The 20,133-nt window shown below is 68.0% G+C and carries 13 protein-coding genes, 1 tRNA gene and 1 pseudogene; 7 read left to right on the top strand and 8 right to left on the bottom strand.

Going from position 1 to position 20,133, the window contains the following annotated elements; all coding sequences use genetic code 11:
• Positions 1-124: 124 nt before the first annotated feature.
• The gene (locus QM720_RS06675) at positions 125-664 is read right to left on the bottom strand and encodes a YaeQ family protein (RefSeq protein WP_415125356.1); all 540 of its coding nucleotides are present in this window, start codon (positions 662-664) and stop codon (positions 125-127) included.
• A 237-nt stretch (positions 665-901) separates the two neighbouring features.
• Between QM720_RS06675 and QM720_RS06670 the strand changes: the two genes are divergently transcribed.
• The 3 genes from QM720_RS06670 to QM720_RS06660 are packed head-to-tail and all read left to right on the top strand — an operon-like array spanning position 902 to position 3,185.
• Complete coding sequence (locus QM720_RS06670; protein WP_415125355.1) at positions 902-2,143, top strand: flavin-dependent oxidoreductase; 1,242 nt, start codon at positions 902-904, stop codon at positions 2,141-2,143.
• Positions 2,140-2,712, top strand: coding sequence for a MarR family winged helix-turn-helix transcriptional regulator (locus QM720_RS06665; RefSeq protein ID WP_415125354.1), 573 nt, complete (start codon positions 2,140-2,142; stop codon positions 2,710-2,712). Before QM720_RS06670 ends, QM720_RS06665 begins: the two co-directional genes overlap by 4 nt.
• A complete protein-coding gene (locus tag QM720_RS06660) occupies positions 2,709-3,185 on the top strand; it encodes a DUF3237 domain-containing protein (RefSeq protein ID WP_415125353.1) in 477 nt (158 codons plus the stop codon). The genes QM720_RS06665 and QM720_RS06660 overlap by 4 nt, the downstream gene beginning before the upstream one ends.
• Positions 3,186-3,355: 170 nt before the next feature.
• On the opposite strand, the gene QM720_RS06655 is transcribed toward QM720_RS06660, so the two are convergent.
• From QM720_RS06655 to QM720_RS06640, 4 genes are read right to left on the bottom strand one after another with little or no spacing between them, the layout of a single operon-like run.
• Positions 3,356-4,567 carry a TIGR02679 family protein gene (locus tag QM720_RS06655; protein WP_415125352.1) on the bottom strand — a complete coding sequence of 404 codons (1,212 nt, stop codon included), beginning with the start codon at positions 4,565-4,567 and terminating at the stop codon, positions 3,356-3,358.
• Positions 4,564-8,616 carry a TIGR02680 family protein gene (locus QM720_RS06650; protein ID WP_415125351.1) on the bottom strand — a complete coding sequence of 1,351 codons (4,053 nt, stop codon included), beginning with the start codon at positions 8,614-8,616 and terminating at the stop codon, positions 4,564-4,566. Before QM720_RS06650 ends, QM720_RS06655 begins: the two co-directional genes overlap by 4 nt.
• Positions 8,613-9,812: a TIGR02678 family protein gene (locus tag QM720_RS06645; RefSeq protein ID WP_415125350.1), complete on the bottom strand. Its 1,200-nt coding sequence runs from the start codon at positions 9,810-9,812 to the stop codon at positions 8,613-8,615. Before QM720_RS06645 ends, QM720_RS06650 begins: the two co-directional genes overlap by 4 nt.
• Positions 9,809-11,311, bottom strand: coding sequence for a TIGR02677 family protein (locus QM720_RS06640; protein ID WP_415125349.1), 1,503 nt, complete (start codon positions 11,309-11,311; stop codon positions 9,809-9,811). Before QM720_RS06640 ends, QM720_RS06645 begins: the two co-directional genes overlap by 4 nt.
• 148 nt (positions 11,312-11,459) lie before the next feature.
• Between QM720_RS06640 and QM720_RS06635 the strand changes: the two genes are divergently transcribed.
• Entirely contained in the window at positions 11,460-12,680 is a 1,221-nt protein-coding gene (locus QM720_RS06635) for an ATP-binding protein (RefSeq protein ID WP_415125348.1), read from the top strand.
• A gap of 368 nt (positions 12,681-13,048) precedes the next feature.
• Positions 13,049-13,819: a hypothetical protein gene (locus tag QM720_RS06630; protein ID WP_415125347.1), complete on the top strand. Its 771-nt coding sequence runs from the start codon at positions 13,049-13,051 to the stop codon at positions 13,817-13,819.
• A gap of 237 nt (positions 13,820-14,056) precedes the next feature.
• Here the strand turns inward: QM720_RS06630 and QM720_RS06625 are convergent.
• The 3 genes and pseudogenes from QM720_RS06625 to QM720_RS06615 all read right to left on the bottom strand — a co-directional run.
• Positions 14,057-14,242 (bottom strand): annotated as a pseudogene (locus tag QM720_RS06625) (tyrosine-type recombinase/integrase); the annotation flags it as partial.
• A 2,640-nt stretch (positions 14,243-16,882) separates the two neighbouring features.
• A tRNA-Ser gene (locus tag QM720_RS06620) sits at positions 16,883-16,973 on the bottom strand.
• Positions 16,974-17,021: 48 nt separating this feature from the next.
• Positions 17,022-17,450 (bottom strand): pyridoxamine 5'-phosphate oxidase family protein, encoded by a 429-nt coding sequence (locus tag QM720_RS06615; RefSeq protein WP_415125346.1) that lies wholly within the window; start codon positions 17,448-17,450, stop codon positions 17,022-17,024.
• A 145-nt stretch (positions 17,451-17,595) separates the two neighbouring features.
• Between QM720_RS06615 and QM720_RS06610 the strand changes: the two genes are divergently transcribed.
• Positions 17,596-18,549: an L-lactate dehydrogenase gene (locus QM720_RS06610; protein WP_415125345.1), complete on the top strand. Its 954-nt coding sequence runs from the start codon at positions 17,596-17,598 to the stop codon at positions 18,547-18,549.
• Between the two features lie 141 nt (positions 18,550-18,690).
• Positions 18,691-20,040 (top strand): DNA repair protein RadA, encoded by a 1,350-nt coding sequence (gene radA, locus QM720_RS06605; protein WP_415125344.1) that lies wholly within the window; start codon positions 18,691-18,693, stop codon positions 20,038-20,040.
• The last annotated feature ends 93 nt before the right edge of the window (positions 20,041-20,133 follow it).

Raw genomic sequence — 20,133 nt, 5'->3', positions numbered from 1 at the left:
GGCGCCGGCAGCCGCGGCATCCGGCGTCCGCGGCATCCGGCGTCCGCGGCGCCCGCGGCATCCGGCGTCCGCGGCATCCGGCGCCCGCGGCGTCCGTGGCGTCCGGCGTCTGCGGCGTCCGCGGTCAGGCGATGCGGTGCTCGTGGATGCCAGTGGCCAGGCTCGTGCCGTTCACGTCGAGGTAGAGCTGACCTTCCGTGACCGAGAGTGTCACCGCGTTGCGGCGCAGGGTCGCGGAGGCGGCGGCATCCACGAATCCCGGGTCGAAGGTGCGCAGCACGATGTCTTCGGCACGATGGATCTTCTTGCCCGCCCACAGCGGCAGCAGCCGCGCCGGGTCGCGGTGGCTGTAGACCGCGGTGCGGTCGGCGAGCTTGCTGCCGCGGTGCAGGCGCTCGGCATCCGGAGCGCCCACCTCGATCCAGGCGACGAGCCGGCCGGTGGCGTCGCGCACGAGCACGGCGGGCTCGTCGGTCGCCGACACTCCCTCGCTGAACGCGATGCCCTCGGCGAACTCGAGGCAGTACGCGAGCAGGCGCACCGCCATGAAGGCCGTCGTCTCGGACGGATGCTGCGCCAGCCGCAGCGTCAGATCCTCGTACACGCCGCGATCGACGTCCGCCAACTGCACATCGAACGTGTGGATCACCGCGCCGGTCGCCATCCCCCGAGCCTACGGCCACCCGCCCGCCCCCGCCCGCGCCCCCGCCCGCCGTGAGAAACCACATCCTGCGCGAGAAACCACTGCAGATGTGGTTTCTCACGCTCGAAATGGTTTCTCACCGTGGGCGGGCGCGGAGGGGCGGGCGGGGGGCGAGCGCGGGCGGGGGTGTACATCGCGGTAGTTCACATGCAAAACTATTGCGGACGCGTCGAAAGACGCCTGACGAAGGAGTCATCCATGCGCATCGCCATCGCCGGAGCGGGCATCGGCGGCCTCGCCCTCGCCCTCAGCCTCGACGCGGCCGGGTTCCGCGACGTCACGCTCTACGAGCGCACGCCGCAGCTGCGCGGCCTCGGCGTCGGGCTCAACCTCCTGCCGCACGCGATGCGCGAGCTGACCGAGCTCGGCCTCGCCGACCGTGTCGCCGCGCTCGGGGTCGCCCCGGCGACGCTCGCGTACTTCAACCGGTTCGGCCAGCCGATCTGGAGCGAGCCGCGGGGCCGCGAGGCGGGGTACGCCTGGCCGCAGCTGTCCGTGCACCGCGGACGGCTGCAACTGATGCTGCGGGATGCCGTCATCGAGCGGCTCGGCGATGCCATCCGCCTCGACCACCGGCTCGTCGCGGTGACCGACCGCGCAGACGGCGCGACGGCGCGATTCGCCACCGGCGGCGGCGAGGTCGAGGCCGAGGCCGACGTGCTGATCGGCGCAGACGGCATCCATTCGGCCCTGCGCGCGCTGCGCTACCCCGACGACGGCGATCCGGCCTGGAGCGGGCTGACCCTGTGGCGCGGCACCGCCGTCGTGCCCCCGTTCCTCGACGGACGCACGATGATCATGGCCGGCGACGGAGACCAGAAGTTCGTCGCCTACCCGCTCGAGGCGCCGCGGCCCGACGGTCTGCAGCGGCTCAACTTCATCGCCGAGCGCCGGGGCGAGGGCTCTGCGGATGCCGATTGGAACCGCACCGTCGACCCGGCGCCGATCGCGGAGCTGTTCCGCGACTGGCGGTTCGACTGGCTCGACGTGCCCGCCGCGATCGCCGCGGCGGAAGAGATCCTGGAGTATCCGATGGTCGACCGCGACGCGCTGCCCCGGTGGAGCTTCGGGCGGACGACTCTGCTGGGCGACGCCGCCCACGCCATGTACCCGAACGGCTCGAACGGCGGGTCGCAGGCGATCCTCGACGCGCGCACCCTCGCCTTCCAGCTGGCGACCGCGGCCTCCATCGACGAGGCGCTGGCCGTGTACGACGACATCCGCCGGCCGGCGACGGCGAAGCTGCTCGAGATGACGCGGCAGACCGGGCCCGAGAAGGTCATGCTCCTGGCCCGCGAGCGCGCGCCGCGGGGGTTCGCCGACGTCCACGACGTCATCCCCGCCACCGAGCTGGAGCAGATCGCGGCGGACTACAAGCTCGCCGCGGGCTTCCACCCCGATGCCCTGGGCCAGCGCTCGTCACTGACGGTGCCGGCATGAGCGCCGAGCCGGATGCCGCCCGGCGCGACCCGACACGGCTCGACCCGACGAGGCTCTGGGCGGCGATCTCGCCGTTGCGGCGCACGCTGCTGGCGACGACGCTCGCGGAGGAGGAGCTGCCCGACCTCCCCGAGGCGCAGATCGAGGTCATCCGCGCCCTGCCCCGCGGGACGGTGGCCTCGCCGAGCGAGCTCGCCGCCGCGCTCGGTCTGAGCCGTCCGTCGGTGAGCAATCTGCTCGCCGCGATGGAGCGCACCGGCCTCGCCGCGCGCCGGCCGCACGAGCGCGACGGCCGGCAGGTCGACGTCGTCGCCTCGGAGCGGGCGCTGGCCTACTTCGAGCGGTTCGACGCAGCGAACGCCGCCCTCGTGGACGGGCTCGCCGCCGAGCTGACCCCGGGCGAGGTCGCCGCGATCGACCGTGCGCTGCCCGCGCTCGAGAGGCTCCGCGATCTGCTCGTCGCGCACCGCCGCACGGGCGGGACGCCCGTGGCCGGCGCGCGATCGGCCGCATCCGCCGCACCCGCAACGTCCGCCGCGTCGGCGGCATCCGTCGAGGAGCCCGCATGAATCCGACCGTCCCCGTTCTCGAGCCCGCGTTCGACGTCAGCGTCGACCTCGCGCCCATCGCCGACCACGGCATCACCCGCGCCGGGCATCGGCGCGTCATCACGATTCTCGGCGGGACGATCACGGATGCCGGGGCTCTCGGCGGCCTCGCCCTGCGGATCGAGCCCGGCGGCGCCGACTGGCAGCGCGTGCGCCCCGACGGCGCGATGGAGATCGACGGGCGCTACAGCGCCATCGGCTCGGACGGCGACCGCGTGTATCTCCAGGCGCAGGGCGTGCGCTCCGGGCCCGCCGACGTGCTCGCGGCGCTCGGCCGCGGCGAACGGGTCGACCCCGACCGCTACTACTTCCGCACGACGGTCACGATCGAGACCTCGTCGCCACGCCTCACACACCTGCAGGATGCGCTGTTCGTGGCATCCTGCATCCGCGAGGCCAGCACCGTGCGCTACCGCGCCTACCGCGTCACCTGACCCGCTGCGGCGTGCTCAGAGCGCGGCCAGCATGGCCCGCTGGTGGCGGCATCGCGTTCACCCGTTGGAACGGGGCACAACTTCCACTCGGCAGGCACGGCGCCACGGGATTCTCCGCGAGCGCGCAGCCGTGCTCGAATTGATCGATGCGAGGATGTGCGAGTCGTCGTTTATGAAGAGAGCGCCAGATCGGCGAGCAAGACATCGATGACCTGCTCCTCTTCTAGACGGACGGCGCGAGACTTCAACGCCGCCAGCACTCCGCCGTCCCAGCGCGCCTCGACCGGAGCGCCTTTCAGTGGCGCTCCGGGAAGATCGGCGAACTGCTCCAGATCGACGGTCCGATATCGCCACGGTTCGAACCCAGGGCCGGCGTGGATACGATTCGCGATGCGCACCCCTCCCCAGTCGAAGTCCCCGTGGTAGCGCAGCCCTGCGGGTGCGATGCGGCGCAGGAGCAGATCGGCGGCAAGCGATGGCTGGCCCTGGATGCAGACGAGCGGCCGGCTGGCGGCGCCCAGTTCCCGGGCCGCGGCATCAACGACAGACGGGTTCTCGCAAACGAACACTGGCACGCGAGGCACCGCGACCTCGAGACTCCGAAGCTGACGAAGCGTGAGAACGACCGGCTCACCCGCACCGGTGAGATCCCCGAGTGAGCCAGGCAGAGCCAACCTGTGCACGAGCACCGTGCTCGACAGTTCATCGACCGCGACCCCGACCGATGCCCATAGTTCGCGACGCTGACGCGCGCCGCGGCGCTCCTCCGCGGCGCCTAAGCCACCGCCGTGCGTGGACAAGGCCGACAGCACAAGAGACGCTTCGGGTGTCCCCAGGTCGAGCGCATGTGCCGAGCCGAGCAACCTCGCTGCAAGACGCGGAAGCGCCTCTCCATCGGTGGGCAGGTTGGACAGCACATGCATGACGCGCTGCAACAGGTGCGCACCCGCGTCGGGCGTGTCCACCAATCGCCGCACCGTCCCACGTGAGCGCAGGCCGGCGGCCCACCCCGCGAGTGCAGGACGAGATGCCACTAAGGGATCAAGAGTTGCGTAGGCGGCGTCCCACGCCTGCCGCAGTCGGTCGGCGTGCTCACGAACCGCGATCGGCCCGCGGAGTTGCTCGACCGCAGTGAGGAGGGATGTCGCTGCGCCGCTGTCTCGTACGATCTCGTCGAGCCGGTCGAGGTCGACCAAGACCGACGCTCCACCGCGGGGTCGCTGTCCGAAAAGCGCGGCAACTGCGGCGCCGTCTTCCACGGCGACGGGCAGCGTGATACGTCCGGATAACGGGAGCCCTCGCGCGACTCGGCGCGCCAGCACGTCGATGAGGCCGGTGAGGTCGGGGGCACCGAGAAGTCGTTCCACTCGCTCGGCGGTCACGTCACGTCACCGAGGTCCAATGCCAGTGCACTCTCACTCCAATCGACTGGCGGTTCCGGTTCGATCGCCGTTGTTCCCGGCTCCGCCGCACGTCGGCGCTCTGTGCCATCCCATGTCCAGTGCTCGACGTGCACGGCATCCGTTCCCGGCAACCGGAACAAGTTGGAGATCGCGATGCCGGGGATCTCGGGATAGGTCGCCCACTCCCGCTCGCTTGTCATCACGACGTCGAGATCAAATTCCGCAAGCAGTCCCAGATAGTTCGCGCGCGACCTGTCGTCGACACCGGCGAACGCCTCGTCGAGCAACACAATCCGCGGTGCATGCGGATTTGCGGCAGACGCGTAGTGGCTTGCCGCCGCGGCGAACAACGGCACGCTACCGGCCAGCACGCGTTCGCCGCTCGACGCCGGCCCTGTGGCGGGCCGCCATCCCCGCCCCTGATGCAATTGCACAGCGAACGTGTTCCAGGCGCGATAGTCGAACGCGTGGGCGAGGCGCTCATGCCAGCTCGCCTCGGGGTCGTCGGCCCGTGCGGCGGCGATCCGAGAACGCAAGTACTCGCCGATCGCCTCACGATCCGCGGGGGACCACGCCGCGGCGTTCTGCTGCAGCAGAGACCGCCCCTCCTTGTCGAGGTCGCCGTCTGCAGGATCCCAGACGATCCGCAGCTTCAGTCCGCTACGCGTCGGCCGCTGCGCGAGCTCGTGGTTGATGCGACCCACCTGCGCCATGGCGTCGCGCACCCGCTCGTGCAGCTGCGCCCCCACCTCGTCGATGAGGTGGGTCTCGAGGATGGCGCGCTCCTTCGCCGAGAGCAGGCGCTCTCGCTCGGCCAGTTCGCCGTCGAGCTCCACCCCGAGGTGCTCGGGCGACACGTACTGCGAACCGTGCTGGATCGTCACGACGGTCACGGAGTGACGCTGGTCCCATGCGGACTGCCGCCCCTGCGTGCTCAGCTCGCCCTGCAGGGTCTCGAAGGCGCGGCGCAAGCGCCCGACAGCGACGTCCCACACGTCATCGGTCGGATCCTGTCCGCCGAGCACTTCAAGCACCCGACGCGCAAGCCGCACCGTTGGATCGGGAGCCCATGGCGTGGCCGGGTCGGGGATATCGAGGTCGGGAGTCGCGAGCGCGAGCAGCCCGGTGTCGGCGAACAGACGGAAAGACTCGGATGCCGCGTCGCGGGCGACCGTCGCCTCGGCGACCAGCTTCTCGATGTCGACCGCAGCGCTCTCGGAGACAGCACGCTCGTCGGATGCCTTCCGCAGTTCCTTCTCATGCACCGTCAGCAGCGCGGAGGCAGTGCTGATCTCGCCCTCGACCACTGCGAGCTGGGTCTCGATCTCGCGCGCCTCCTTGCCCACGGTCGCCTCAAGCGTGTCGCGATGGTGCTCGGCGACGACGGCCTCATCGGCGGCGGAGATCGCTCGGATCTCAGCGGCCGCAAGCAACGACGACGACTCGGCGAGCGTGGCCTCACGCTCCGTCAGCCGCGCCGTGCACCGAGCCAGTCGCCTGATCGCGTCGACCAGCCGCTCCACCCCGGCTGGCAGCGCGCGCAGGGCGTCGCGCACGTCCTCGATCGCGGCAAGATCGATGCCGTACAGCGCTGCCGCCTCGTCCACTGCCGCGGCTGCCTGCCGGTGGGTCTCGATCGCGCCAGCGAGCGTCGTCTGCCGTGCACTCAGATCGTCATTCGCGACGGAGCGGCGCTTGGCGGCGGATGCCGCGGCGTCGCTCGTCCGCCGCACCTCGGCGTCGCTCGGCATCTCGTCCCGCTCGCGAACAAGAGCTCTACGGCGTTCCCGGATGCTGCCTCCGCGCGCGGCCCACTCTGCGCGCTCCGCGACGAGTTGCTCGTGCTCGACCCGCGCCGTCACGAGGCGCGCCAGCCGAGCAGCCTCGCGCGCCGTGGCTCCGAGGTACTCCGCCACAGGCTTGCGCCACGAGCCGACGAGGGGACCGAGCGCGAAGGCCCCGCGTGTCGAGACTGCGACCTGCCCTTCGCGCGGGGTGTCATCGAGCGCGACGCTCCGCAACAGCGCCCCGACGCGCTCCACCGAGACGCCCCGCACCTCGAGCGGATCGAGCAGGTCAGCGAGCGTTGGACCCTCTTGCGGTACGGGCTGCAGGAGTACGTCGTCGTCGGCGCCCCTGGCGGAACCGTCCAGGCCGACCCATGCGTCGAGCAGGCCCGATGCCTCGAGCGCGGCTTCGAGACCCGCGGCATCGTCTGCGGCGACGTACGCTCGAACGTCGACGCACTCCCAGAACGCGGCACCTGTCGCATCGTCGCGCCGGGCGGCCCGCGTGCGCGGCGGCTGCGGAGTGCGCACGCCACCGGCATCCAACCGCATGATCTCGGCCGTGAGGTCGTCGATGAGCGGCTTCACGCGCTGCAGCTCGCCCTCTACGACGATGCGCTCCTCCTCGAGCTCGGCGTCGCGGGCGCGAACAGTCTCCTGCGCCCAGCGCGCGAGCGGGGTCGCACCGTCGGCGGGCGCGGCTGCCCAGTCCGTGGCGGCATCCAAGGCCGCGTCGACGCCGTCATCGCGCAGCAGCCGGCATCCGTTCAAGTGCTGCCGCGAGCGTTCCAGCCACGCGGAGGCGGCGCTCTGCGCAGCGTCTTGCGCCGCGCGCATCCGTTCGTCCTCCGCCTCCAGCTGCGCCGTCGCCTCGTCCGCTCGGCGCTGCGCCTCGGCCCGCACACCATCCGCGGTCTCCCGGGTGCCGATCACGCCGTCAACGTGGGCGACGTGCTCCTGCCTGCGACGCAGCTCCGCAGCCGCCTCGCGTACAACGAGGTCGGCGTCATCGGAGGCGGAGATGTCGATTCCCGCCGTTCCCGCGATGGTCGATGCCGCAGACCGGGATCGGGCGACGTCTTCGTGCTCGCGCTCCACTTCTACGCGCGCCTCGTCCAGCAGGCGACGCGCATGCGCATGAGCCGACGCCGCGTCCCCGGCGGCCGATCCCGCGACGTCCGCCGCTCGACGCTTCGCATCCGCCAGGTCGCGGGACGCTGCAAACTGCCGCATCTCGTCGGACCCGCGTCGCTCACGCAGTGCGTCGCGCGAGCCGCTCAGCCCCGCGAGCATGGTCTTGTCCTGCTCCACAACGGCCTCCGCTGCGGCGAGACCCTCGATCGCCCGCTCCGCTCGGGACGCCGCGTCCCTGGCGCGCCGGGTCTGCCCCTCGTAGTCGGACTGCGCACGCCGTGGCTGAGCCGTCGCCCGCAGCGCTGCCACCCGCGCGTACCGCGTGTACTCGGCGATGAACGTCCGTACCGCGGCAGCACTCGACCGCAGCCGGGCAAGGGCGCGCTCCTCGTCCTCCAGCGCCTGATACGACTGTGCGACAGTGTCGATAAGGGCTTCGGGCATGGGCGGCAACGACTCCGAGAGTGCCCTCGTCAGTTGCTGCTCGTTGGGACGCTTCGACAGCTGCGGCTGGCGAAGCTGAATGAGCAGGTCGACGAGCGCGTCGTACCGCCCGTGCAGACCGAACAGCGCCTCGTCAACGGCCCGCCGGTAGCGGTCCGCCGTGTCGAAAACTGCTCCGCGATCGCCAATCGCCTCGATCAAGCGCTCCCGGGTACGTGCGGTGCGGGTGCGGTCGATGAGGTGCAGATCGCCTCCGATCCGTTGGTCGGTGACGAACCACCAATGCCGGGCGACGCCCTTGTGCTGAACGGCTTTGATTCCGAGACCGAGGGTAACGAACTGCTCGGCACCCTCGTCGTCGACGCGGCCGAACTCGATCCAGCTGTATCCGGTGCGCTCGTCGTAGGCGTCGCCGAGCAGAAGGTTCCATGCCATGCGCTTGTTCGGATCGGCGTCGGGCTCCATCCGCGCCGGTGCCAGGTTCGCGTCGAGCAGCAACGGCAGCGTGAGCGCGAGCACTTTCGACTTTCCGCTCCCGTTGTCACCGCGTAGCAGCAAGCGCCCGTCGCGGAACGGGAACTCCTGCGCTTCGTACAAGAACAGCTCGACGAGGCCGCATCGCAACGGCTTGTACCGGCCGCTCGACGGTGTCGGCAGCGTCATGGGGTCGCTCCCGTCAGCGTCGCAGTGCCGCTCACGCGCGGATCGCCTAGGCGGAAACGCGAGAGCATTGGTCGGGCGGCCACGTTCTGTCCGTCGATCTGAACGAGCCCGAGAGCACGGAGTCGCCCGACGGCCTCGTCCGCCAACTCCGCTCGCGGGCGCGAGCGGATCGTGCTGCCCCAGACCGTCGCGTGACTGTCGCACAGCTCGTTGGTGTGCTCGATGACCGCATCCCGGGTCATCCTTCCCACGGCTGCCAGCCGCGTGGCGATGAGGAGTGCGAGGTGACCCGGTGCCCCGCCTTCCGGCATCCGGACATCGGTGAGCGCGTCCTCTGGGTCGAGCATCGCGATCCCTTCCGCGCGGACCTCGGCCACGAGCCCGGTCGCCTCCGTGATGCGATCGGTGATCGCCCGGCGTTGGCCGGTGAGATAAGTGAGTTCCTCCTCGGTGAGCGACGAGTACTCGAGCACGGGATCATCCAGCAGTCGGCGAGTCAGCGAGCGGCGCAGCGCCCGCGTTCGGGCATCGTCAGTATCGGTGAAGGGGCGTTCGGCGACCGCGGCGAGCCGGGTCTCCGCATCCGCGGTGGTCACCATCGACGGAGCGTATTCGGTCTGGAGCATCACCCCGACAACACCGTGCTCGACATCGTAGAGCGCGTCGGCACCCGTGTCGACGAACCGCTCTTCGTCACCTTCGACCCGTCGCAGCGCTCCAATCAATAGGAGCAGTCGCACGACGGCGGCCATGTCGGCGCGCTCATCGCGACCGACCAGTGTGAACTCCATGCCTGCTGCCGCGAAGCGTGGATCGCCGAGTTCGCCGATCACGTCCTCTGCGAGCCTACCTAGCGTGATCTGACCACCCGAACGCTCCAGCACAGCGAGAGCGAGGGCGAGGAGCACGTAACGACGCCGAGTGAACGAACGGCGCCGATGATCGGCGATCCCCCTCGTCGCGTCCGTTCCCGCGACGCGCTTGTGCAGGCGGGCGACACTGGTGTCGACCGTCAGCCGCCAGCCGGTGTTGACATCGAGCCATGCACGCAGGTCGGCCTCGAAGCGCCGCACCCGGCGAAAGTCGGCTTCACCCGGTCCGCGCGCGGTCAACACCGGCTGAACAAGTAGCGCGCGCAGCGCACGTCGACGCTCCGCCTCACGGCTCTCCTCCACCGCGGATGCGAGAACGTTCATCGTGCCTCCGAGATTCGGACGCGATGTCCTGGGCCGACGAGCACGCCATCGTCCATCCGAAGCGCGGAGGCCGCGGCCCCGTCGGGGCGCAGTTCGACCATGAACGTACCGTCAATGCTGCGCGTGGTCACCGCGTCACTGGGCCGGCGCCGCTGTGCGAGAGCATCACCGAGCAGATGCAACAGCAAGTTTCTCGCATCCGGATCCACGAGGGGGAAGTCGCCGATCGCCTCTGGCTCATCGGTGAGCAGTTGTATGCGCAGGCGTTCCATCTCGACACGCTGCGCTTCGACAGCGAGCGCGATCGTTCGGCGCTCCGCAGTACGATCGCGGACACGCGAGGGCGAGCCACGGCGTTCGTAGCTGCCGGTCGCGCGCAGCCGCGGGCTGATCTCAATAGGCGGAGCCTCGGCCCACGGCGTACTCGCCGCGACGGGGTGCCGCATCCGCTCGTCGAGTGTGTGTTCGTCGACGGAAAGATGCCGGGCCGGCGCGAGGCCGAACGCGACCGAGGCGAGCCGATGGCGGTCATCGTCGGAAGGCGCCTCCGCGAACCACAGCGCGAGCGCGCGGAAGTCCGCTACCCGGTCGCTACGACCCGCACGACGGTCACCAAGTCGCTGCACCATGCCGAGCAGCGCAGGGATCGCGTTGATCGCCATGTGTCGCAACTGCTGAGACTGGCTCACTGCTCCGTCGGCACCGACGAACCATTGCCGGAAGCCGGCGAATCTCTCATGCCAACGATCGCGCAGGAATGAAACGGCATCGACGGTTCCGCCGGCATCCGGAGCGATGTCCCGTGCTTCTCGGGCAGCGACGATCTGCAGCAACCGCTCCTCATCGGCCTCGCCGATACGATCGAGCAGCTCGGCGATCTCGGCCGTGCGCGCGACGAGATCCTGAATAAACCTCTGCAGGTAGCCGATGAGGCGCTCCTTGTAGGCCAGGAATGCATCGGTGTCGACGCCGCGCAAGTCGATCGTTCGCTGGAGGTCGCCGCTGAACGCCTGTGCGTTGGCGGCAAGGCCTGTGAAGCGGTCGGTGAGCGTTGTCATCGCTAAAGCTGTCTTCGCTTCGTCGGCCACCGGAAGCGCGAGTTGCGCGAGGATGACCTGAAGCTGCTCCACAATGTCTTCCAGCGCCCACGACTGCAGTGAGCCGGCGGCGCCGAAAGTGCGATCGAAGTCCGCCAGCGTCCGTTCGGCCGACTCCCCCGCAGCGGTGAACTGATACACGTAGCGTGCGCGGTTGAACTCTTCCACGGTGGACACCCGGCTGGTGTCGGGATCGGCACGGAGGTTCCCCCATTCGACGAGCTGGGCGAGCAGGGAGACGGGGTCGAGGGCGCGCGGCACAGCATTCCGCAGCTCCTCGGGTCGGAGGTGCACGATGAAGCGCTCCTTCGCCGCGGCAAACTCGCGCATGATCGCGCGATAGGTGTCGGCGTGCTCGGTCGCGCTCAGGTATCGAAAGACCTCGTAACGCGCGTCGGGCATGCGATCAACAGTAGTGAGGCTCGCCGACATCGTTGCCTCGTGGTCCAAGGGCAAGGCGTCTGCCTGCCTTAGCAAAGCACATGGTTTTGATATTTATATAGCTTTATTAGTCTCGCATAAGACACACAAAACGCTGTAAGATCGTATCGTGGACAACCTCGACAATCCGTACACTCCGAATGCCGGCGCCTCTCCAGAAGTGCTCATTGGACGCGACGACCAGACTGAATCATTCGAGGTTCTGCTGCGGCGCCTGCAACGAGGTCGTTCAGAGCAATCGATGATCATTACTGGACTGCGAGGTGTCGGGAAGACCGTGCTGCTCAACCAGTTCGAGCAGATTGCACGCAGCGCTGGGTGGGAGGTCGTTGAGTTCGAGGCCAGCAAACACGACGACAGCCGTTTCCGCCAAACGATCTTCTCTCAACTCAAAGCAGCATTGCTGCGCCTATCGCCCCGCGCCCGCTGGTCAACGAGAGGAAGACGCGCCGCCGAAGTCCTCAGCGCCTTCGCCGTGTCCGTTGACCAACAGGGCACATGGTCGATGTCGTGGGACATCCCCCCTGCAGAGGGGGGCGGAGACCACGGCGACCTCGGGATGGACCTCACTGACGTCTTCGTTGCCATTGGCGAAGCCGCCGCCGAAGAGCACAAAGGCGTCGTGATACTCATCGATGAAGTGCAGTTCCTGGCAAAGACCCAGCTTGAAGCGCTCATCCAGGCAATACACAAGACGGTTCAACGGAAGCTGCCGGTGACGTTCGTCGGTGCGGGGCTGCCACAGATAGCCGAACTCGCCGGCGACGCGAAGTCGTACGCTGAACGGCTGTTCAAATTCCCGAAGATCGACTCACTGCTGGATCCGGACGCACGCGAGGCACTCACGGCTCCAGCCGCCGCGGAGGGTGCAATCTTCGACGAACAGGCAGTGGATCTTGCGATGGAGATCACCCGCGGTTATCCGTATTTCATCCAGGAACTCGGTTACCAGGTCTGGACCGTCGCTCGCGACGGTCGAATCACCCGAGAAGACGTCGAACTCGCGCGAGAGGCGTATGAAGCGAAGTTGGATAGCTCGTTTTTCCGAGTCCGCCTCGACCGCGCAACACCCTTGCAGACGGCTTACATGCGCGCGATGGCACAACTGGGCCCCGAGCCACAGAAAGCATCCGACGTCGCGAGACTCCTGGGTCGCGACTCGACGCAGCTCGGCCCAACGCGCGCAGAGCTCATTGAGATGGGCCTGCTCTACACGCCTGAGCACGGCTACGCAGCCTTCACCGTTCCCGACTTCGACAAGTTCATGCTGCGGGCAGTGCCAAAGCTCGAACCACCAGCGGTACAGCGTCGTCGCCGGCGCACAGACTGAGTGAAACCGATACGCACTGCACGACGCAGAACCCTCGTTGCGACCTGGGGCAAGTCCTACGAGTCAAGATGAAAACCCCTGTTCAGCAGGGGTTTTCATGGCGGTGACGGTGGGATTTGAACCCCTATCGCAGGCCAATGGATGCCGGGCCGACCGGCGAGATCCGCATGATTCCGCGGATGTTGGGCACATGTGCACACACCTGAAAACGGCGTCCCGCAGAAATTCCGTTACCGCTGCGTTACCGCTGACGGGTCTCGAACGAGGCTACAGGTGCCCCTGCGCTGCGAAGCGAGATCTCGCGCTGAGGCGGCAGAAGCTCTTGTGCCGACGGGGATGTGACGCGTTGGTTCTGACACGATGAGACTATGACGATGCCGCCACAGCCCGCGTTGCGCGTTGGCGTATACGTCGATGCCTTCAATGTGTACTACGGCGCGCGCAGTCAGTGTGGCCGTGGTCTACCCGGTTGGCGCTGGCTGGACCTGATCGGCCTGAGCGAGCAGCTGGCGACCTCACGCTTTGCCCACCCGACCCGCGTCGCCACACTCAAGTACTGCACGGCGCTGCGGGAGAAGGACGGGGATGCCTCTTCTGCACGCGATCAGGCCACGTACCTGAACGCCCTTCGGGTTGACCAACGCGTCACCGTCGAGCTCGGCCAGTACAACGTCAAGACTGGCAAGGGAGTGCTCGTGGCGCCGAGCTCAGCCCGGCGCCGCAGGTTCGCGCGTGTTGTCTCTCCAGGCGCCGACGCTCTCCCTACCTGGCTTGCCGCAGAAGAAACGATCGGCCCCGAGGGCGACATGAACCTGTTCGTGCACTACTCCTCGTTCGAGGAGAAGGGCTCTGACGTGAACGTCGCGGCTCATCTGCTCTCGGACATCTTTCGCCAACAGGTCGATGCCGCGATCGTGCTCTCGAACGACGGCGACCTACGCCTTCCGCTCCAGATCGCGCGCGGGCATGTGCCCGTGGGGCTGGTGAATCCGACGCAGCGTCCGCTGTCGCAGATGCTCAAGGGACAGCCCGGCGACGGCGTCGGCGGCCACTGGTGGCTCCGCCTGCAGCCCGATGACTACTTCGCACATCAATTTTCCGATCCGCTTGGAGGGTTCGACAAACCGGCTGGCTGGTGAACCCATCGACGTGAGTATGTGCTTTGATTGATTCACACCACCCAGTTCTCTCCCCCTCGGGGAGGGGCTGGGTCTTTCTTGTAGAGCCGCCACGGCTTGGGAGACCAGCGCGGCGCATCCGGACCGCCTGATGTCGGGCGTTTTGCACAGCCCTTCACAGTGAAGGGTCCGGCAAAACTATTGCAAAACTCGAGCTGCACCACGTGGGCCACTCGCCAGCGGCCGCGCCCCTCCCGCCTATGGCGCGAGCGAGGCTGATCGCTGGCTGTCCAGCGCCACCGCGACAGACTCGAGGTCATCCTCGAAGAGCTCGGCATACGTGTCGAGCGTCATCGCCGCGCTTGCATGCCCGAGCATCCGCTGGACCGCCTTGGCGTTGGCTCCGGCGCTAATCGCAAGCGACGCGGCGGTGTGGCGCAGGTCGCCTCGGCAACAGGTTCTTCTGTCGTCTCCATTGGAAGCTGAGTTTCCTCAAGTGCGTTCGAGGACGGATCCGATTGCGCGTCGTCCTGATAGCTCAGTCGGTCGCTGAGCCTCAGCTCCAAGAGCTGCTTGCGGAACTCCTCGAATCGCGGAACACGTGCGTCCGTTGGATCGTCGATCTGGAAGTCGCGCTGTAGACGCTGCACACGGCCGTGGAGTTCGTCGGGGAAATCTGCGCCAGAAAGCGTCGTTCGAATGTTCGTGAGAATGCGGCGCGCATCGTGCTTCTTGATCCCCGTCGGGTGATCCTTTTCAAAGGCACGCACAATTCGTGCCAGTCGATCATCACCCCGCGCCTGGGCCTCTTCAACGGCAGCGAGATCAAGCACCTCGGAAAGGTGCTGCAAGAGTCGGCCGAACCGGTCCAGAAGCGTGCTCGCGCCCTCGATCGAATGGTTCCCTGCAACGAGCGAGACAACTTCGCGAGCAAGTCCCACCTTCTCAAGGTGCTCGCCCTCGAATGCGGCCCCATACGCCGCGGCCAGCCCATCCCAGAGCTTCCCATGCGCTGCAGTCACCGCGCTGAAGATCGACTCGGCGGTGAAGCTAAGCACGTCGACGCTACTGAGGTCCGAGAAGCGAGCCAAGTAGTTGATCGCGGCACGGTGTGCAATCCCTATCGGCAGAAGATCTTCGATCTCACGCACGACAACCGGACCGAAGTCGAACTCCGTGGTTGCGGCCCATCGATCGAGCCGGACAATGTAGCGTTCCGACAAGACTTTCTTCTTCCGGGCTTCACCCCGAAGCAGGACACGCTCGGCCTGTTGGCCTGCCTCGTCGCCATCGAGGAGCGCTACGCACGGCGGCTTTACAGTGTCGCGGCCACGAGCCAGATAGACCATGTACGGAATCGAATCAGCGCCACCACACGCGACAATCGTCACCTCGTTCAGATCGAGTCCACCGCCGAAGTCACCTGTGACGGCAAGGGCGGTCGATAGTCCCGCAAGCAATACCTGATCCGCCTGACCCTCAACGAAGAGGTTCTCCCCGCCTATGAAGGCGGTCTCCGCCACGTAGGCTCCGAGTGCCGATCGAAGCGGCTCATAGCGATTGTTTGCCGCATCGCGAACGACGCGTGTGCCTTCCGCTTCGACGCCCTTGTCGAGCACGCGAATGCGGTGCGGCGCATTCTTGTCGATGAGGAACGGGGAGTGGGTAACGTAGACAACCTGGCTCCCGTCACCGCCCGCTTCCGGTAGCGCATAGTCGTGAAGGATCCGTAGGAGATCTTGTTGCCCGATGCTCGAGAGGAAGGCGTCGGGCTCGTCCAGCAAGAGAAGATCCGGCTCTGCATGCCGAATGCGATGTGCGGCGAGCTGGACAAAGTAGCTAAGGAAGTACCTCAATCCTTGACTCCGCTCCTGAAAGGAGTACTTGGAGCCGGTGCGATCGCGAACCGTGAATGCGAGTTCGTGCTCGCGCGCTTCGACGAGCAGATCGAAGTCTCGATCCTGTGTCCACCACCGCTGGATGTTCAGGTTCTCCTTGATCGCTGAGTTCATCGCACCGATCAATGCCTCAACTTGCCCTTCGCGGCCGTCGGCGATCGCGCTTTGAAGCTCGCTGAATGCCTTCTCGTCGATTCCCGCGGCATCGACGAGAAGGCTCCTCGCGAGCTCATACTCGTCTCGCCGCCGCGCTTCGGCGGCGATGGCATCTGGATCTGGACTCTTCTGGAGGAAGCTCTGCAGGCTGGCAGGCAGCGACGTGAAGTCCATCGCTGGGAGCAGATTTGCGACCGTCGTCAGAATGGTTGCGCGCTTGCGCCGGTCATGGATCGGGGCCCGCGCAACGCCGGCAAGCTCCGCAATTGAAACGCTGTCAGGTATCGCGAGATTCGTCTTCAATTCATAGAACGTAGGAAGCGCCGACTCGAGACTTGCCAAGTCGGTCGCAGTCAGTTCGATGCGGTTGCCGTTGACGACCAAGAACGCCGGATCGGCACCGAGACGGTAGAGCTCGAATGTACCCGCGTCGGGGAGCCCCGAGATCGCGGGCAGATCGTCCGTCGGCTCAATTAGGAACTCACCGCCGAAGTGAGGGAGACGAAGCTCTCCGGCCTTGACCGAGTACAGCTCGCTGTGGCGGCAGAAGTCTGCCCGTTCGATGGGTGAGCCCGTCAAGAGTGCCTTGACCGCTGAGAGAAGCTGGCTCTTGCCGGATTCGTTGGCCCCGACGATTGCTGTGATCTCCTCATCGATCGGCACACGCACAAACGGGTACCACGGATCGATGTTGTCCCACGCGGGCCGCTCACGATTCTCCCGGCCCTTGCCTCATAGTCGTGATTGAACGACCGGAAAAACCGCACATCTAGCCTGGTCAGCCTCATCGGCGTAGCGCCTCTCCGCGCGTCAGACGCGCCCCGCGTCCGACGACCCCAAGTCGCCAGATCATTGAGATCAAGGATACGAAGAGCCTCCGACGTTGAGAGATGTCGTTGACCAGCGCGCAACGCGTCCACACCCGGCATGCGCCAGAGTTCCGTTACCGCTGCGTTACCGCCAGCCTTGTCCAGGCAAAGCAGAAGCCCCGCGATCCCAGTATTCCCAAGGGTTCGCGGGGCTTCGACGCTGGCGGTGACGGTGGGATTTGAACCCACGGTAGGGGGTTACCCTACACAACTTTTCGAGAGTTGCACCTTCGGCCGCTCGGACACGTCACCGTCGTCCAGTCTACGACACGCATCCGGATGCCGACGACCACCGCAGACCTAGCCGACGGCGATACGGAACCGGCGCCCGTTCACCTGCGTGGCCTCGATGCGCAGGAACACGTACTTCTCGGTCGGGTTCGCGCTGATCAAATCCAGGATGCCGGAGGCCTCGATCTCGTCGTCGGCATCCATCCGGGTCGCCACCCCGCGCAGGACCACGCTCCAGGCGACGCCGTCTTCCACGGCGTCCACCTCGAACGCGACGCGCGGATCGTGCGCGATGTCGACGAGCTTCGACCCCGGCGCCGACCTGACGAAGAGCGCATCGCCGTGCACGAGGTGGTTCACCGGGAACACGTCGGGTGCGCCGCCCGGGTCGAGCACGACGAGCCGGCCGTAGGCCGCATCGCGCAGCACGTCCCAGCACTCGGCGAGACGCAGCCCCTCGACGTCGGCCGACAGCGGCCGCCTGATCGGCGTGCTCATGCTCCTATCCTGCCCGCCCGCGGCGCCGGCGGCCAGTGGCCACCCACGACAATCCCCCCGCGGACCGCACGGGGGAACACCCCGTCGCCGATAGACCCGGCTCACGGTGATGGCCCCGGCATCCGCTCCCTGCAAGACTGGGGCCATGAGCGTGATCGAGAACTCGAAACTCACCGTCGTCGGCGCCGGAGGCGTCGGATCGTCCGTGGCGTACGCCGCACTCATCCGCGGCTCGGCGCGCCACGTCGCGCTGTACGACATCGACGCCGCCAAGACCACGGCGGAGGTGCTCGACCTCGCCCACGGCGCGCAGTTCACCGGGTCGAGCGACATCGTCGGCGGCGACGACATCTCGGTCGCGGCCGGCTCGCACGTCGTCGTGATCACCGCCGGCGCCAAGCAGAAGCCCGGCCAGACGCGGATCGAGCTTGCGAGCGTGAACGCCGGCATCCTCAAGGTCCTCATGCCGCGGCTGCTCGACGTCGCCCCGAACGCGACGTTCGTGCTCGTCACCAACCCCTGCGACGTGCTGACCGTGCTCGCGCACGAGGCGAGCGACCTGCCGTACCAGCGCATCTTCGCCTCGGGCACCGTGCTCGACACGTCGCGACTGCGCTGGATGATCGCCCAGCGCGCCGGCGTGTCGATCGCCAGCGTGCACGCCTACATCGTGGGCGAGCACGGCGACTCGCAGTTCCCGCTGTGGTCGCATGCGACGATCGGCACCGTCCCGATCCTCGACTGGGTGCCGCTGGACGGCCAGCCGAAGTTCACCGTCGATGAGCTCGACCGGATCGCGATCGACGTGCGCGACGCCGCCTACAAGGTCATCCTGGGCAAGGGCGCCACGAACTACGCGATCGGGCTGTCGAGCGCACGGATCGTCGAGGCGCTCCTCGGCGACGAGCACTCCGTCATGCCGGTGTCGACCGTGCTGAACGACTTCCACGGCGTCAGCGGCGTGGCCCTCTCGGTGCCGTCGGTCGTGTCGGCCGCGGGAGCCGAGCCGATCCGCGAGGTCGACTTCTCCGACCACGAGCTGGGCCTGTTCCGCCGCTCGGCCGACGCGCTGCGCGAGGTCGCCGACTCGCTGCGCTGACCTGCCTCGGTGGATGCCGGGCGCCGTCCGGTCCCCGGTTCGCCGGCCACAATCCGTCGCCGGCACCCGCACTTCGTGACAGGCGAATGGATGCCGGGCGGTCGGACCGGCGATGTCGGATGCCGCGACTAGCCTGGCTGCATGGCTTCCAAGCGCACCGCCACCACGAGCGCCTTCCGCTGCACGGAGTGCGGCTGGACGAGCGCGAAGTGGGTCGGGCGCTGCGGCGAGTGCCAGCAGTGGGGCACCGTCGTCGAGGCCGCGGCGCCGGCGCGCACCGTCGCGCCCCTGGCTCCGATCCGCTCGGCCCGGCCGATCACGCAGGTCGACACGCGCGAGACGCCGCGGCGCACCACCGGGGTGGGCGAGTTCGACCGGGTGCTCGGCGGCGGCATCGTCCCCGGGGCGGCCATCCTGCTCTCGGGTGAACCCGGCGTCGGCAAGTCGACCCTGCTGCTGGAGGTCGCCGCGCAGAGCGCCCGCGCCGGCCGCCGCGTGCTCTACGTCAGCGCCGAGGAGTCGCTCGGCCAGGTGCGCCTGCGCGCCGAGCGCACCGGTGCGCTGCACGACGAGCTGTTCCTCGCGAGCGAGACCGACCTCGCGACGATCCTCGGGCACGTCGACGAGACCGAGCCCGAGCTGCTGATCGTCGACTCGGTGCAGACGGTGGCATCCAGTCTCGTCGACGGCTCGCCGGGGCATCCGGGCCAGGTGCGCGAGGTGGCCTCGACCCTCATCCGTGTGGCCAAGGAGCGGAACCTCCCCGTCATCATCGTCGGGCACGTCACGAAAGACGGCCAGGTCGCCGGTCCCCGCGTGCTCGAGCACCTCGTCGACGTCGTCTGCCACTTCGAGGGCGACCGGCAGACCTCGCTGCGGTTCGTGCGCGCCCTGAAGAACCGGTTCGGTGCGACGGACGAGGTCGGATGCTTCGAGCAGACCAGCCGCGGCATCACCGAGGTGCCCGACCCCAGTGCGCTGTTCCTCGGGCACGGCTCCCTCGAACCCGGCACGTGCGTCACGATCGCCCTCGAGGGCCGGCGCGCGCTGCCGGTCGAGGTGCAGGCGCTGACCCTTCCGGGTGCCGGCCCCAACCCGCGCCGCATCGTCAGCGGCGTCGACGGCGCCCGGGTCGCCATGGTGCTCGCGGTGCTCGAGAAGCGCGCCGGCATCAAGGTCTCCGACCAGGACGTGTACGTGTCGACCGTCGGCGGCGTGCGGCTGACCGAGCCCGCGGCCGATCTCGCGATCGCGCTGGCCGTCGCCAGCGCCGTCACGGGCCGGGCGACGCCCCCGCAGCTCGTCGCGATCGGCGAGCTGAGCCTCGCCGGCGAGGTCCGCGCCGTCACGCAGCACGAGCAGCGCCGCACCGAGGCCGCGCGGCTGGGGTACCGCGCGATCGTCGACACGGCATCCCGGGATCTGAGGGGCGCGCTCCGCGACCTCCCGCGCCTGCACCCCGTGCGCAACGGCGACGAACCCGGGTTCTAGCCGGCGCCGCACCCGACGGCCCCGGCGACGACTCCCCCGTCGCCCCGTCACCTCCGTCGCCCCGTCACCTCCGTCGAGCGTCGCCCCGTCACC

Origin of the sequence: Microbacterium sp. (genome assembly GCF_047602155.1) — a bacterium.
Taxonomy (GTDB): domain Bacteria; phylum Actinomycetota; class Actinomycetes; order Actinomycetales; family Microbacteriaceae; genus Microbacterium.
Note: the sequence above shows the minus strand (reverse complement) of the source record. Positions and strands in the feature narration are given on the sequence as shown.

Excerpts from the sequence above, each read along its gene's own strand:
- QM720_RS06675 (WP_415125356.1), bottom strand. The coding sequence starts at position 664 with ATGGCGACCGGCGCGGTGATCCACACGTTCGATGTGCAGTTGGCGGAC.
- QM720_RS06630 (WP_415125347.1), top strand. The coding sequence starts at position 13,049 with ATGACGATGCCGCCACAGCCCGCGTTGCGCGTTGGCGTATACGTCGAT.
- QM720_RS06650 (WP_415125351.1), bottom strand. The coding sequence starts at position 8,616 with ATGACGCTGCCGACACCGTCGAGCGGCCGGTACAAGCCGTTGCGATGC.
- QM720_RS06615 (WP_415125346.1), bottom strand. The coding sequence starts at position 17,450 with ATGAGCACGCCGATCAGGCGGCCGCTGTCGGCCGACGTCGAGGGGCTG.
- QM720_RS06645 (WP_415125350.1), bottom strand. The coding sequence starts at position 9,812 with ATGAACGTTCTCGCATCCGCGGTGGAGGAGAGCCGTGAGGCGGAGCGT.
- radA (WP_415125344.1), top strand. The coding sequence starts at position 18,691 with ATGGCTTCCAAGCGCACCGCCACCACGAGCGCCTTCCGCTGCACGGAG.
- QM720_RS06670 (WP_415125355.1), top strand. The coding sequence starts at position 902 with ATGCGCATCGCCATCGCCGGAGCGGGCATCGGCGGCCTCGCCCTCGCC.
- QM720_RS06665 (WP_415125354.1), top strand. The coding sequence starts at position 2,140 with ATGAGCGCCGAGCCGGATGCCGCCCGGCGCGACCCGACACGGCTCGAC.
- QM720_RS06660 (WP_415125353.1), top strand. The coding sequence starts at position 2,709 with ATGAATCCGACCGTCCCCGTTCTCGAGCCCGCGTTCGACGTCAGCGTC.
- QM720_RS06640 (WP_415125349.1), bottom strand. The coding sequence starts at position 11,311 with ATGCCCGACGCGCGTTACGAGGTCTTTCGATACCTGAGCGCGACCGAG.
- QM720_RS06610 (WP_415125345.1), top strand. The coding sequence starts at position 17,596 with ATGAGCGTGATCGAGAACTCGAAACTCACCGTCGTCGGCGCCGGAGGC.